The organism is Bradyrhizobium sp. 17 (assembly GCF_023073515.1).
GTDB lineage: Bacteria > Pseudomonadota > Alphaproteobacteria > Rhizobiales > Xanthobacteraceae > Bradyrhizobium > Bradyrhizobium canariense_D.
The window spans coordinates 151664-165684 of the sequence record NZ_JADPJQ010000012.1 but is presented as its reverse complement, the minus strand read 5'-3'; the positions used below and the strand labels follow the sequence as shown (position 1 = coordinate 165684).

Here is a 14021-nt window from a genome sequence, read left to right as displayed (position 1 = left end):
TTGAAGTTGTGGATTGTCCTCCCGCCGGGGGTATCGCAGTAAGCTCGATCGTGTCCTCACGGCCACGATTGTGCCGTCCGTGCAACACCCGTCACGGATTTAACCATCTTCTCTGTCCGTTCGCATCGACGCCGCTTTTTGGCCACACCCGAACATGAATAAAATCACTCGAATATTTTAGCGGCAGCGGTGATCCTGGAAGACGACGGAAATCCCCAAGGTCGATTCAAATCTTGGCTCTGATTTTTCGGGTCTGAAAGGGTTGGCCGGGGAAACTGGTTTGCGATGGACGCGAAGAGCAACATCAAGCAGAGGCTGCCGAGCCGTCACGTGACGGAAGGTCCTGCGCGCGCGCCCCATCGCTCCTACCTCTACGCCATGGGTCTGACCACCGACCAGATCCACCAGCCCTTCGTCGGCGTCGCCTCGTGCTGGAACGAGGCCGCGCCCTGCAACATCTCCCTGATGCGCCAGGCGCAGGCGGTGAAGAAGGGCGTCGCAGCCGCCGGCGGCACGCCGCGCGAGTTCTGCACCATCACCGTGACCGACGGCATCGCGATGGGGCATGACGGCATGCGCTCCTCGCTGCCGTCGCGCGAATGCATCGCCGATTCCGTCGAACTGACGATCCGCGGCCACGCCTATGACGCTCTCGTTGGCCTGGCCGGCTGCGACAAGTCGCTGCCGGGCATGATGATGGCGATGGTCCGTCTCAACGTGCCCTCGATCTTCATCTATGGCGGCTCGATCCTGCCCGGCAATTTCCGGGGCCAGCAGGTGACCGTGCAGGACATGTTCGAAGCCGTCGGCAAGCACTCGGTCGGCGCAATGTCGGACGAGGACCTCGACGAGATCGAGCGCGTGGCGTGCCCCTCGGCGGGTGCCTGCGGCGCGCAGTTCACCGCCAACACGATGGCGACCGTCTCCGAGGCGATCGGGCTGGCCTTGCCGTACTCGGCCGGTGCTCCGGCACCCTATGAAATTCGCGACGCCTTCTGCATGACCGCGGGCGAGCAGGTCATGGAGCTGATCGCCCAAAACATCCGGCCACGCGACATCGTCACCCTCAAGGCGCTGGAGAATGCCGCCGCCGTGGTCGCCGCGTCCGGTGGCTCGACTAATGCTGCACTGCACCTGCCGGCAATCGCGCACGAGTGCGGCATCAAGTTCGACCTGTTCGACGTCGCCGAAATCTTCAAAAAGACACCGTACGTCGCGGATTTGAAGCCAGGCGGCCGTTATGTCGCCAAAGACATGTTTGAAGTAGGTGGCATACCGCTTCTGATGAAGACGCTGCTCGACAACGGATTTCTCCACGGTGACTGCATGACCGTCACCGGTCGAACGATCGCCGAAAACCTCAAAAGCGTGAAGTGGAATCCGCACCAGGACGTGGTGCACCCGGCAGACAAGCCCATCACCGTCACCGGCGGTGTGGTCGGTCTGAAGGGCAATCTGGCGCCAGAAGGTGCGATCGTGAAAGTCGCGGGAATGTCCAACCTCAGGTTCACCGGTCCGGCCAGGTGCTTCGACCGTGAGGAGGATGCTTTCGAGGCCGTCCATAAGCGCACCTACCGCGAAGGCGAAGTCATCGTGATCCGCTACGAGGGGCCGAAGGGCGGTCCCGGCATGCGGGAAATGCTCCAGACCACCGCGGCGCTGACCGGCCAGGGCATGGGCGGCAAGATCGCGCTCATCACCGACGGCCGCTTCTCCGGCGCCACCCGCGGCTTCTGCATCGGCCATGTCGGGCCGGAAGCCGCCATCGGCGGCCCGATCGGGTTGCTGGAGGACGGCGATATCATCGAAATCGACGCGGTCGCCGGTACCCTTAACGTAAAATTGAGCGACCAGGAGCTTGCCCAACGCAAGACCAAATGGACCGCTCGCGCGACTAACCACACGACGGGCGCGCTCTGGAAATATGCTCAGCAGGTTGGACCAGCGGTCGGTGGGGCAGTGACCCATCCGGGCGGCGCGCACGAGAAACAGTGCTATGCGGACATCTAGGCGTACCATCGTTGCGTTTGTGTTGGGGGCTGCCGCGCTGGCCGCGCCGGCTCTCGCCTTTGACGGCGCACCCGTCAGCCAGAAGGATGCGACCATCCCGGTGGTCACGACCTTGCCGGGCGCAGCAGGCAAGGTGCGCAATGTACCGCCAGTCGTGCCCCAGGAAACCTCGCTCAGCGCCCTGCAATATGCCGCGGAGGGTGGCCACCCCATCGCGCAGTGGAAGCTCGGCCGCATGTACGCCAATGGCGACGGCGTCGCCCAGGACGATGTGCGTGCGTTCGAGTATTTCACCCGCATCGCCAACGCGCACGCCGAAGACAGCCCGTCCGCGCCGCAGGCGCAGATCGTCGCCAACGCCTTTGTGGCGCTCGGCCGCTATTATCTCAGCGGCATCCCGAATTCGAAGGTCAAGCCGGACCAGGAGCGGGCGCGGGAGATGTTTTCCTATGCCGCGTCCTATTTCGGCAATGCGGATGCGCAATACGATCTCGCCCGCCTGTACCTGAAGACGCCGGACGCTTCGCGCGAGGATTTCCGCTACGGCGCGCGCTGGCTTGGACTCGCCGCGCAGAAGGGCCAGCACGAGGCCCAGGCGCTGCTCGGCCAGATGCTGTTCAACGGCGACCGCCTGCCGCGGCAGGCCGCCCGCGGCCTGATGTGGCTGACGCTGGCGCGCGACAGCGCAGGCAGCGACGAGACCTGGATCAAGGAAAACTACAACCGCGCCTTCGCAAAGGCCTCCGACGACGATCGCGCCATGTGCCTGCAGATGCTGGAGCAATGGGTGCAGGGTCGACGGGAGTGATGGGTTGAGGCGGCCTCACGCCGCCTCAAGATCGAGATCCGCCCACACCGGCACGTGGTCCGACGGCTTCTCCCAGCTGCGCACATAGCTGTCGATGCCGACATTGGCGAGCCGGTCGCTGGCCTGTGGCGACAGCAGAAGGTGGTCGATCCGCAGGCCGTGGTTCTTCTGCCAGGCGCCGGCCTGGTAGTCCCAGAACGTGTAGAGCCCGGGCTCGTCGGTGACGGCCCGAAGCGCATCGGTCAGGCCGAGGCCGAGCAGGGACTGAAAACTTTCCCGCGTCTCGGCCTTGAACAGGGCGTCCTCGGTCCAGGCGGCGGGATTATGGACGTCCCGGGCATGCGGGATGACGTTGAAGTCGCCTGCGAGGATCAGCGGCTCCTCGGTCTTGAGGCGCTCCTTCGAATACTCAAGAAGCCGCGACATCCATTTGAGCTTGTAGGGATATTTCTCGGTCCCGACCGGGTTGCCATTGGGCAGATAGAGGCAGGCGATGCGCAGCACGCCGGACTTGAGCGTCACCACGCCTTCGAGGAAGCGGGCATGCGCATCCTCGTCGTCGCCGGCCAGCCCCGACTTGGTCTCGTCGAACCGGAGCTTGGAGAGCAGGGCGACACCGTTGAACGTCTTCTGCCCGTGGGTGACCACGTTGTAGCCGAGCGCCTCGATCTCCAGCCGCGGGAAGGCGTCGTCGACGCATTTGATCTCCTGGAGGCAGACGATGTCCGGCTGGCACTCCTTCAGCCAGGTCAGGAGGAGATCGATGCGCTGCCGGACCGAGTTCACGTTCCAGGTGGCTATTCTGATGGGCATCTTGGCGGCTCCGGGCAGGGGCCATGGTTAGAACAAAATGCAAACGCGCCCGTCAAGGACGCTGCGAAATCTCCCACAAAATTAACCCGGCTTAAGTCGGGCCCGGGCCATTGATCGTGAAAAGGTTTTTCGAATGGGACGGCCGAACAAAGCCATGAAGCGAACCGAGCCCCGCGACGGGTTGATCGGCGCGTTCCTGTACTGGCTCGGCGGCTACGAGATCGAGGACGGCCTGACCGCCGGTCTCAGCGAGCGCGAGCTGAGCCGCATCCGTGCCAAGCAGATCGACGCGGTGATACGCCTGATCCCGGTGACGATGGCCGTCACTATGCTCAACGTCGCGGTGGTGCTGATTTTGTTCTGGGGTCGTGGCTGGAACGACTTTCTCGCGATCTGGGGCATGACCCTCGCGACCGCCGCCTCGCTCGCGGTGCGCGCGTGGCGGCGCTCCCACCAAAGCCCGCCTCAGGAAGCCTCACCCCGCGCCGCGCGGCAGATGTTGCGGCAGGCGTTCTTCCTCGCCGCAATCTGGGGCACGCTGCCGGTCGCGCTCTTCAGCCGAATCGAGCCGACCAGCCAGCTCATTCTCGCCTGCCTGATGGTCGGCATGATGTCCGGCGGTGCCTTCACGCTCTCGACCTTCCCGCGCGCGGGCCTCGTCTATCTCGCGACGACCACGATCGCCTGCGCCGGGGCGTTGCTGTTGTGCGGCGCCGGGCCTTACCTCGTGACCGCGGTGTTCCTGCTGCTGTTCGCGTTCTTCATGGCGCGCAACATCGTCTCGCAAGGCAATCTGTTCCTTGGCAATCTCAAGGCCCAGCTTGAGCTCGAGCGCAAGACCGAGATCATCTCACTATTGCTGAAAGATTTTCAGGAGAACGCCAGCGACTGGCTGTGGCAGACCGACGCCGAAGGGCATTTGGTCGACGTGCCCGAGCGCTTCGCCGCGGTCGCACAGCTGCCACTGGCCTTGCTGAAGGGCTCGCATTTCGCCGACGTGCTCGACATGCTGTGCCCCGAAGACAAGAGCGCGGCCTACAATGTCGTCGGCCTGATGGAGCACGCCGAACCGCTGCACGAGATGAACCTCAAGGTCGTCGCCGGCGGCGAGGCGCGGCTGTGGTCGCTCACCGCGAAGCCGGCCTACGACCGCGACGGTCAATTCCTCGGCTATCGCGGCTTCGGCCGCGACGTGACCGAGCGCTGGCGCGCGGAAAAGGCCGAGGCCGAGAGCCGCGCCAAATCGGATTTCCTCGCGGTGATGAGCCACGAGATCCGCACGCCGATGAACGGCGTGCTCGGGCTTGCCAGCATGCTGCTGGAGACAAAACTCGATCCGGAGCAGCACGAGGCCGTCACCACGATCCGCGAGTCCGGCGACAATCTCCAGCGCATCCTCAACGACATCCTGGACCTCTCCAAGCTCGAGGCTGGACGCTTCGCGTTCGAGGTGATCGACTTCGCGCCGCAGGCGCTGGTAGAGACATTGGCGACCGTCGTGCGCGCGAGTGCCAAGAGCAAGGGGCTCGCGGTCAAGGTCAAGCTCGATCCGAACCTGCCGCCGACGCTGCGCGGCGATGTCGCGCGTATCCGCCAGGTCCTGCTCAACCTCGCATCCAACGCGGTGAAGTTCACCGACCAAGGCGAAGTCACGATCGCAGCCGTCTGTCAGGCCCGCCGCGATCTGCTCGCCACCGTCGAATGGAGCGTGACCGACAGCGGTATCGGCATCGCCCCCGAGAAGCTTGGCCAGCTCTTCTCCGACTTCGCGCAGGCCGACGCCTCGATCAGCCGCCGCTTCGGCGGGACCGGGCTTGGGCTTGCGATCTCCCGGCGCATCATCGAACAGATGGGCGGCACCATCGGCGTCACCTCGACGCCGGGCGAGGGCTCGACATTCAGCTTCACGCTGGTGCTGCCCTGGAGCCAGGAGCAGGCATCCGACTACATTGCCGACCGCGACGAAGCCGACTACCTCAAGGCGCGTATCGCGAGTCTCGACCGACCGCTGAGGGTGCTGGTCGCCGAGGACGACGCCGTCAACCGCATGGTCGTGAGCAAGATGTTAGGGGCCTTCGACGTCGAGCTGCGCGTCGTCACCGACGGCGTCGAGGCCGTCGCGGCGGCCTCGGAGGAAGACTACGATCTCGTGCTGATGGACGTGCGGATGCCCGACATGGACGGCCTTGCCGCAACCCGGGCGATCCGTGCGCAAGGTGGCCGATTCGAATCCTTGCCGATCATCGCGCTCACCGCCAATGCCTTCCCCGAGGACGTCAAGATCTGCCGCGAGGCCGGCATGTCGGACTTCCTGGCCAAGCCGCTACGCAAACCCGCGCTGCTGGCGGCGCTGCTGCGCGCGCTCGATGGACATGTGATGGCGGGAGACGCACCACTTCAGCCGGAGCTCATGTCGGTCGACGTGGAGTGGACGGACGAGGAAAGGCAGATGACCGGCGCCTAGCCGGCGACGTCAGATCGAGAAGCTGGTCCCGCAGCCGCAGGACGCCGTGGCGTTCGGATTGTTGACGCGGAACGAGGCGCCGATCAGATCGTCGACGAAATCGACCTGCGACCCCGCCAGGAACGGCTGCGAGGCGGAATCGACCAGCACCACCGCATTGTCCTGCTCGATCACGAGATCGTCGTCAGTGCGGGCACGGTCAATGTCGAACTTGTACTGGAAGCCGGAACAGCCTCCGCCCTCGACCGAGATCCGCAGCATCGCGCCAGACCCTTCGCCCTTGAGGATCTCCCCAATCCGGCGTGCGGCCTTGTCACTGATGGTCACGTCAGTCGTCATCGTTCGTCTCCGATAGGCCCGCGGTCACACCAAGGTCACCTGAAGGTCACGTGCCCTATTCAGTTGGTATCCCGCGTCCGGCATAGTTAAGTGCCACCATACGCAGAATCAAATGGATAGAGACTAAATTCGCCGTGTCCGTCGGAATGGCTGCCCCCCACGCGCCCTATGCCTGCGATCCGGAGCGCAGTCGCGGCCGATTGGTCGCGGAACCGCCAAGCCGGACCCGCAGCCCGTTTCGACGGGATTGCGACCGGGTGATCCATTCCACCGCGTTCCGCCGGCTGAAATACAAGACCCAGGTGTTCGTCTTCCACGAGGGCGACCACTACCGCACCCGGCTGACCCATTCGCTGGAGGTGGCGCAGATCGCCCGCGCGCTGGCCCGGCAGCTCGGGCTGGACGAGGACCTCACGGAAACCCTGGCGCTCGCCCACGATCTCGGCCATCCGCCGTTCGGGCACGCCGGCGAGCGGGCGCTGGACGCCTGCCTGAAGGATTTTGGCGGCTTCGATCACAACGCCCAGACGCTCCGCGTCGTTGCGGCCCTGGAACAGCGCTATCCCGAATTCGACGGGCTCAACCTGACCTGGGAAGCGCTGGAGGGCATCGTCAAGCACAACGGCCCGCTGACCGATCGCAGCGGTGCGCCGGCCGGGCGTTATCGCGAGCGCGGCGTTCCCGTCGGCATCGCCGACTACATCAAGATCTATGATCTCGAATTGTGGAGTTTCGCCTCGCTGGAGGCACAGGTCGCCGCGATCGCGGACGACATCGCCTATGATGCCCACGATATCGACGACGGTCTGCGCGCCGGCCTGTTTCACCTCGACGACCTCAAGGTGATGCCGCTGACCGCGGAGATCATCGCCGAGACTTCTGCGCATTACCCCGATCTCGAAGACGTCAGGCGCGGCGCCGAGCTGGTGCGCGAGCTGATCTCACACTTGATCGGTGCCGTGTTCGCCGAGGCCCAGATAAACCTTGCCGTCGTGAAACCGCAATCCGCACAGGACGTGCGCCAGCAGAGCCGGGCATTGATCGCATTCCCCGCCGCGGTCGCCGAGGAGGAGGCCGCCATCAAGCGCTTTCTCTATCAGCACATGTACCGCCACAAGCGGGTCATGCGGGTGATGGGCGAGGCGGAACAGATCCTGTTCGACCTGTTCGCAAAATACCTCACCTCGCCCGGCGAGCTGCCGCCGGAATGGCTGGTCGGGGCGGAGGCGGACAATGAGGGCGACCGGGCCCGCCGGATCGGGAATTTCATTGCCGGAATGACCGACCGTTTCGCCCTGACCGAGCACCAGCGGCTCTTTGACTCGACCCCGGATTTGCGTTAGGCGGCGCCCATGCCCGACACATCCTCAGCACTGCACCTGTTCGCCGACGTGCTCGCACGCGTGCACGCGGTCTGCCGCGCGCTCGCGGCGGAAGCCAACTGGCCCGAGGGCATCGATTTCTCGCGCGTGGTGGTCGAGCCGCCGCGCGATGCTTCCCATGGCGACATGGCGACCAACGCAGCCATGGTGCTTGCGAAAGAGGCAAAGGCAAAGCCGCGCGACCTCGCCGAGCAGATCGCCGAACGGCTGCGCGCGGACCCGTTGATCGCCAAGGTCGACGTCGCAGGTCCAGGCTTCATCAACCTGACGCTGGAGCCGGCCGCATGGGCCGAGGCGCTACGGACCGTGCTGCGCGAGGGCGCCGATTACGGCCGCGTCCGCGGCGGCTCCAAGGTCAACGTCGAATATGTCTCCGCCAACCCCACCGGACCGATGCATGTCGGCCATTGCCGCGGCGCCGTGTTCGGCGATGCGCTGGCGAGCCTGCTTGAATTCGCAGGCCGTGACGTCACGCGCGAATATTACATCAACGACGCCGGCGCGCAGGTCGACGTGCTCGCCCGCTCCGCGTTCCTCCGGTATCGCGAGGCGCTCGGCGAAGACATCGGCGCGATGCCGGAAGGCCTCTATCCCGGCGACTATCTGAAGCCGGTCGGGCAGGCGCTGGCGCAGGAGCACGGCGACAAGCTCCTCGCCGTGAGCGAGGGCGCGTGGCTACCGACGGTGCGCGCCAAGGCGATCGCGATGATGATGGACGAGATCAAGGATGATCTCGCCGCGCTCAACATCCGCCACGACGTGTTCTTCTCCGAGCGCTCGCTACAGAACGCCGGCAACAACAAGGTCGCCGAGACCATCGATTTCCTGCGCGCCAAGGGCGACGTCTACCAGGGCCGTCTGCCGCCCCCAAAGGGGGCTCCGACCGAGGATTGGGAAGATCGCGAGCAGTTGCTGTTCAAGGCGACCGCCTATGGCGACGACGTCGATCGCCCGCTGATCAAGTCGGATAATTCCTACACCTACTTCGCCGCCGACATCGCCTACCACAAGAACAAGTTCGATCGTGGTTTCGCGGAGATGATCGACGTCTGGGGCGCCGACCATGGCGGCTACATCAAGCGCATGCAGGCGGCGGTGAAGGCGACCACCTCCGGCAAGGGGGCGCTCGACGTCAAGATCGTCCAACTGGTGAAGTTGCTGCGCAACGGCGAGCCGGTGAAAATGTCCAAGCGGAGCGGGGACTTCGTCACCTTGCGTGAGGTGGTGGATGAAGTCGGCCAGGACGCCGTCCGCTTCATGATGCTCTACCGCAAGAACGACGCGGTGCTCGACTTCGACCTTGCCAAGGTCATGGAACAGTCGCGCGACAACCCGGTGTTCTACGTGCAGTACGGCCACGCCCGCGGCCACTCGATCTTCCGCAACGCCCGGGCCGAGGTGTTCCCGGAACTCCCGGAGGAAACGGAAAAGCGCATCGCCTGGCTGGGTGAGTCGGCGGTGGAACGGCTGTCGGACCCGGCTGAACTCGACCTTCTTAAGCGGCTCGCAATATTTCCGCGCATGCTGGAAGCGGCCGCAACCGCCCACGAGCCGCACCGAATTGCCTTCTATCTCTATGATTTAGCCAGCGAATTTCATGCACTTTGGACGAAGGGGCGCGATTTGCCCTATTTACGCTTCATTATCAATAATGATGCAGATCTAACGAAGGCGCGGCTGGCCATGGTCCAGGGCGTCGTCTCTGTCCTGGCATCGGGCCTCGCCATCCTCGGCGTCCATGCTCCGGACGAGATGCGGTAGTTTGGGGCGAACTACTTAAGGGATTTCGGGGGTAACCGGCAGAAGCCGGATCGCTTAGACTTGGTTGAAAGCCTTGTGGGTCGAAAGCCGCGCCTTGGTCGAGGGGCGCGCGGCTTTCCCGAAGGGACGCATCATCACGATGGCCGAACGATATCAGGACAGACCGTTTCCTTCCGATGACTATCGCGGTGGCGATCAGCATGGGAGGGCGGAGAGCGGTGATCCCTTGGCCGAACTTGCCCGCCTGATCGGGCAGACCGATCCGTTCGCAGCGCAAGGGCGGCCGAGCGTGCACCCGCCTGCAGCACCTGCGCCTGCCCAGAGCTATCAGGACGACGACTATCGCCAGGACGATGGCCAGCAGGACTATGCCGAGCAGGCCCCGCCGCCGCCCGGGCCACCCTCATGGATGCGGCGCGCCAATGTGCAGCCGCAGACGGTGCCAGCTGAGCCTGCCTATCCCGCTTCCGTAAACCCGGTTCATCCACTGCATCGTTATTCAGCCCAGCCGACTGCGCCCGAGCCTGAACCTGATTATCGTCAGCCGCAGGCCTATCCGGATCAGGCCTATCAAGCTCGCACCCATCAGCCGCAGGCCTATCCGGATCAGGCCTATCAAGCTCGCACCCATCAGGGGCAGGCCTATCAGGATCAGGCATATCAGCAGCCCGATCAGGCTTACCAGGAGCAAGCCCACCAGCAGCCCGATCCGGCGCGCTACGACGAGGCGCTCTACGGACGGCTGGAGGCGGGCGAGCAGGACTATCAGCGCGATCCCGCCTATCCCGACGATCCTTACGCGTTCCAGAGCGACTATCCCGAGGCCGATCTCGACGAGCCGAAGAAGCAGCGCGGCGGCATGATGACCGTCGCGGCGATCCTGGCCCTTGCCGTGGTCGGGACCGGCGCTGCGTTCGCTTACAAGACCTATGTGGGCTCGCCCCGCAGCGGCGAGCCGCCGATCATCAAGGCCGACAACACGCCGACCAAAATCGTGCCGGCGCCGTCGGACTCCTCGGCCAAGGTACCGGACCGCATGGTCACCGGAGATGGCGCCGAGAAGATCGTCCCGCGCGAGGAGGCGCCTGTCGACGTCAACGCCAAGGCGGGAGGTCCCCGCGTGGTGTTCCCGGCGCTGAACCAGAACGCGAACCCGCCGCCAGTCGCGAGCGTGTCGCCGTCCAGCATTCCGCTGTCGAGTGCGGGCCCGAATCCGAGCAACGGCACGCTGCCGAACAATTCGCCGCGCGCGATCAGGACCGTGGCCGTGAAGGGCGATCAGACCGACGCCACCGCGTCGCAAGCGGCCACGGCCGCGAAGCCGACAGCTCTCCCGAAGCCCGTTGCGGCACCAGCTGCACCACGCACTCCGCCGACCTCGGCCAATGCCAGTGCCAATCAGCCGCTCTCGCTTGCGCCGCAATCGGCGCCGGCCGCGGAGCCACCGCAGCGGATGGCTGCGACCAATCCGACGCAAATTGCGCCCGCGAGCAGCGGTGGCGGCGGCTACGTCGTGCAGGTCTCCTCGCAGCAGACCGAGGATAGCGCCCACGCCTCGTACCGGGTGCTTCAGAGCAAGTACGGCAGCGTGCTTGGCTCCCGCGCACCCGTGGTCAAGCGGGTCGACCTGACCGACAAGGGCAAGGGAATCGTCTACCGCGCCTTCGCTGGGCCGTACGGATCGCTCGAAGAGGCGAACCAGGCCTGCAACAGTTTGAAATCCGCTGGCCTGTCTGCCTGCTTCGTCCAGAGGAATTAACGGCCGTTTCCTTGACCCTCTCGCGGGTCAGGGTTAATCGGCCGTATGAGCACGCGGGCCTTCATTACCGGCGTTTCCGGAACGGAACTAACCCCCGCCGAGCGGGAGTTTATCCGCAGCGAACGCCCGTGGGGCTTCATCCTCTTCAAGCGCAATGTCGAGACGCCGGCTCAAGTTGCTGCACTCGTTGCGGAATTGCGGGCGGTTGCGGGTTTCGCTGATGCCCCTGTCCTGATCGATCAGGAGGGTGGGCGGGTGCAGCGCCTCACGCCGCCGCATTGGCCGGTCTATCCGCCGGGCGCTATTTTCGCAGGCCTCTACGATACTGATTCGGCGCTCGGGCTGACCGCGGCGCGCCTCAGCGCCCGGCTGATCGCGTGCGATCTCGCAGATCTCGGCATTACCGTGGATTGCTTGCCGCTGGCCGACGTGCCGGTGGCTGGCGCCAACGCCGTCATCGGGAACAGGGCTTACGGCACCGAACCGGGAAAGGTCGCCGCGATCGCCCGCGCGGTCACCGAGGGCCTGGAACAGGGTGGCGTGTTGCCGGTGCTCAAGCACATCCCCGGCCATGGCCGAGCTACGGCCGATACCCATTTCAATCTGCCGACGGTCGACACGTCGCGCGACGAACTGGATCGCACCGACTTCGCGGCATTCAAGCCTTTGGCGGATTTGCCGATGGCCATGACTGCACATGTTGTGTTTAGCGCGGTCGACCCCGCCCATCCGGCGACGACATCTGCGACAATGATCGCTGAGGTGATTCGCGGCGCAATCGGGTTCCAGGGTTTGTTAATGAGTGATGACGTGTCGATGAACGCGCTGTCGGGCAACATCGCCGAACGGACCCGCGCCATTTTTGCGGCCGGCTGCGACATGGCCCTGCATTGCAACGGCAACATCGAGGAAATGCGTGAGGTCGCCGGCCAGACACCCGAACTGGCGGGCAGGGCGCTGGAGCGGGCGAACGCCGCGCTCGCTGCGCGTAAAGGACCGCAACCGTTCGATCGCGCGGCCGCGCGCGCCGAACTGGAGGCATTGATCGCACGGGCAAACACGGCATCGGCATGACCGCAGAAATCCTATCGTTTGAAACCGGGCGGCCCGCAGAGCTCGCCGAGGGTGAGCCGGCGTTGGTGGTGGACGTCGAGGGTTATGAAGGTCCGCTCGACCTGCTGCTCGCACTGGCGCGGCAGCAGAAGGTAGATCTCGCCAAGATCTCGATCCTGGCGCTCGCCGACCAGTATCTCCACTTCATCGAAGCCGCGCGAAAGATCCGCCTCGAGCTCGCCGCCGACTATCTCGTGATGGCGGCATGGCTCGCCTTCTTGAAATCGCGTCTGCTGCTGCCGGAGCCGCCGAGTGCGGAAGGCCCGAGCGCCGAGCAGATGGCAACGGCGCTCGCCAATCGGCTGCGCCGGCTGGAGGCCATTCGTGAAGCCGCCAACCGGCTGATGAACCGGCAGCAATTGCTGCGCGACATTTTCCCGCGCGGCGAGCCCGAGCAGATCGCCGAGATCAGGCATCCGAAATATACCGCGACGCTCTATGACCTGCTCACCGCCTATGCCGCGCAGCGCCAGTCGCGCGTGCTGGCGAGCGTGCATCTGGCCAAGCGCACGGTGTGGTCGCTCGCCGAGGCGCGCGCCACGCTGGAGCGGCTGGTCGGCAGCATCAGCGAGCAAGACGATTGGGGCGTTCTCGACGATTTTCTGCTTCAGCATGTCGCCGATCCGACGCAGCGCGCGACGGTGCTCGCCTCGAGTTTCGCGGCTGCGCTCGAGCTGGTGCGCGAAGGTCAGCTCGAGCTGAATCAGAAAGAGGCGTTTGCGCCCATCTATTTCCGGAAGGGGCGCCCCAAGCCGGTCATGGACGCAGCTCCTGCGCCCGATGCGCCGGTCGCTTAAGTGCAACAAGGAGAATCTGCCATGGCAAGCCTGGCTGAAGTGCGGGTAGAAGAGGCCGAGCCGATGGAGAACGAGTCCCAGGCACGTCCCGAAGAATTGCGGCTGCTGGAAGCGCTGCTGTTCGCTTCGAATGAACCGCTGGACACCGCGACGCTGGCCAAGCGCATGCCCGAGGGCGTCGACGTGAAGGCCGCGCTCGAGCAGTTGCAGGCCGACTACTCCCTGCGCGGCGTGAATCTCGTGCGGGTCGCCAACAAATGGACCTTCCGTACCGCGGGCGATCTCGCCTGGCTGATGACCCGCGAGAGCACCGAGACCCGCCGCCTGTCGCGCGCCGCGATCGAAGTGCTGGCGATCATCGCCTATCACCAGCCGGTGACGCGCGCCGAGATCGAGGAGATCCGCGGCGTCGTCACCTCGAAGGGCACGCTGGACGTGCTGCTGGAAACCGGCTGGATCAAGCCGCGCGGTCGTCGCAAGACGCCGGGCCGTCCCTTGACCTTCGGAACCACCGAGGACTTCCTGTCGCAGTTTACTCTGGAACAGCTCGGCGATTTGCCGGGCCTGGAGGAGCTGAAGGGCACGGGCCTGCTGGATTCGCGCCTGCCGACCGGATTCAGCGTGCCGACGCCGTCGGATGACCCGACTTTGCGGGAAGACGAGGATCCGCTGGAGCCGGGCGAGGACCTTGATCTGGCGCTGGCGCCCGCGGTCGAGCCCGAGACGCCGCCGGAAGGCGGCCATGAGGGGGGCGGGGGTGGCAGCGAGGACTGAA

At 65.1% G+C, this 14021-nt stretch carries 11 protein-coding genes; 9 read left to right on the top strand and 2 right to left on the bottom strand.

The features are described 5' to 3' along the window. Positions 1-285: 285 nt before the first annotated feature. A complete protein-coding gene (gene ilvD / locus IVB13_RS02010; protein WP_247487487.1) occupies positions 286-2010 on the top strand; it encodes a dihydroxy-acid dehydratase in 1725 nt (574 codons plus the stop codon). Then, positions 1997-2818: a tetratricopeptide repeat protein gene (locus IVB13_RS02005; RefSeq protein WP_026233489.1), complete on the top strand. Its 822-nt coding sequence runs from the start codon at positions 1997-1999 to the stop codon at positions 2816-2818. Before ilvD ends, IVB13_RS02005 begins: the two co-directional genes overlap by 14 nt. A gap of 15 nt (positions 2819-2833) precedes the next feature. On the opposite strand, the gene xth is transcribed toward IVB13_RS02005, so the two are convergent. Continuing rightward, positions 2834-3631, bottom strand: coding sequence for an exodeoxyribonuclease III (gene xth, locus IVB13_RS02000; protein ID WP_247487485.1), 798 nt, complete (start codon positions 3629-3631; stop codon positions 2834-2836). Positions 3632-3764: 133 nt separating this feature from the next. Between xth and IVB13_RS01995 the strand changes: the two genes are divergently transcribed. Beyond that, on the top strand, positions 3765-6095 hold the full coding sequence (locus IVB13_RS01995; protein WP_247487482.1) for an ATP-binding protein: 2331 nt from the start codon (positions 3765-3767) through the stop codon (positions 6093-6095). A gap of 9 nt (positions 6096-6104) precedes the next feature. Here the strand turns inward: IVB13_RS01995 and erpA are convergent, their stop codons facing one another. Continuing rightward, positions 6105-6434: an iron-sulfur cluster insertion protein ErpA gene (gene erpA / locus IVB13_RS01990; protein WP_007610737.1), complete on the bottom strand. Its 330-nt coding sequence runs from the start codon at positions 6432-6434 to the stop codon at positions 6105-6107. Positions 6435-6568: 134 nt separating this feature from the next. On the opposite strand from erpA, the gene IVB13_RS01985 reads away from it, so the two are divergent. The 6 genes from IVB13_RS01985 to scpB all read left to right on the top strand — a co-directional run bounded on the left by IVB13_RS01985 (position 6569) and on the right by scpB (position 14020). Beyond that, entirely contained in the window at positions 6569-7777 is a 1209-nt protein-coding gene (locus tag IVB13_RS01985) for a deoxyguanosinetriphosphate triphosphohydrolase (protein WP_247487480.1), read from the top strand. A 9-nt stretch (positions 7778-7786) separates the two neighbouring features. Beyond that, positions 7787-9577, top strand: a complete 1791-nt coding sequence (gene argS / locus IVB13_RS01980; RefSeq protein ID WP_204511290.1) for an arginine--tRNA ligase — start codon at positions 7787-7789, stop codon at positions 9575-9577. Positions 9578-9716: 139 nt separating this feature from the next. Then, positions 9717-11336: an SPOR domain-containing protein gene (locus IVB13_RS01975; protein WP_247487678.1), complete on the top strand. Its 1620-nt coding sequence runs from the start codon at positions 9717-9719 to the stop codon at positions 11334-11336. 45 nt (positions 11337-11381) lie between these two features. Then, the gene (gene nagZ, locus IVB13_RS01970) at positions 11382-12410 is read left to right on the top strand and encodes a beta-N-acetylhexosaminidase (protein WP_247487478.1); all 1029 of its coding nucleotides are present in this window, start codon (positions 11382-11384) and stop codon (positions 12408-12410) included. Further along, positions 12407-13246, top strand: a complete 840-nt coding sequence (locus tag IVB13_RS01965) for a ScpA family protein (protein ID WP_027518127.1) — start codon at positions 12407-12409, stop codon at positions 13244-13246. The genes nagZ and IVB13_RS01965 overlap by 4 nt, the downstream gene beginning before the upstream one ends. Before the next feature lie 21 nt (positions 13247-13267). Continuing rightward, complete coding sequence (gene scpB / locus IVB13_RS01960; protein ID WP_018458030.1) at positions 13268-14020, top strand: SMC-Scp complex subunit ScpB; 753 nt, start codon at positions 13268-13270, stop codon at positions 14018-14020. Position 14021: the final 1 nt, after the last annotated feature.

Excerpts from the sequence above, each read along its gene's own strand:
- IVB13_RS01995 (WP_247487482.1), top strand. The coding sequence starts at position 3,765 with ATGGGACGGCCGAACAAAGCCATGAAGCGAACCGAGCCCCGCGACGGG.
- erpA (WP_007610737.1), bottom strand. The coding sequence starts at position 6,434 with ATGACGACTGACGTGACCATCAGTGACAAGGCCGCACGCCGGATTGGG.
- IVB13_RS01975 (WP_247487678.1), top strand. The coding sequence starts at position 9,717 with ATGGCCGAACGATATCAGGACAGACCGTTTCCTTCCGATGACTATCGC.
- argS (WP_204511290.1), top strand. The coding sequence starts at position 7,787 with ATGCCCGACACATCCTCAGCACTGCACCTGTTCGCCGACGTGCTCGCA.
- IVB13_RS02005 (WP_026233489.1), top strand. The coding sequence starts at position 1,997 with ATGCGGACATCTAGGCGTACCATCGTTGCGTTTGTGTTGGGGGCTGCC.
- scpB (WP_018458030.1), top strand. The coding sequence starts at position 13,268 with ATGGCAAGCCTGGCTGAAGTGCGGGTAGAAGAGGCCGAGCCGATGGAG.
- ilvD (WP_247487487.1), top strand. The coding sequence starts at position 286 with ATGGACGCGAAGAGCAACATCAAGCAGAGGCTGCCGAGCCGTCACGTG.
- xth (WP_247487485.1), bottom strand. The coding sequence starts at position 3,631 with ATGCCCATCAGAATAGCCACCTGGAACGTGAACTCGGTCCGGCAGCGC.
- nagZ (WP_247487478.1), top strand. The coding sequence starts at position 11,382 with ATGAGCACGCGGGCCTTCATTACCGGCGTTTCCGGAACGGAACTAACC.
- IVB13_RS01965 (WP_027518127.1), top strand. The coding sequence starts at position 12,407 with ATGACCGCAGAAATCCTATCGTTTGAAACCGGGCGGCCCGCAGAGCTC.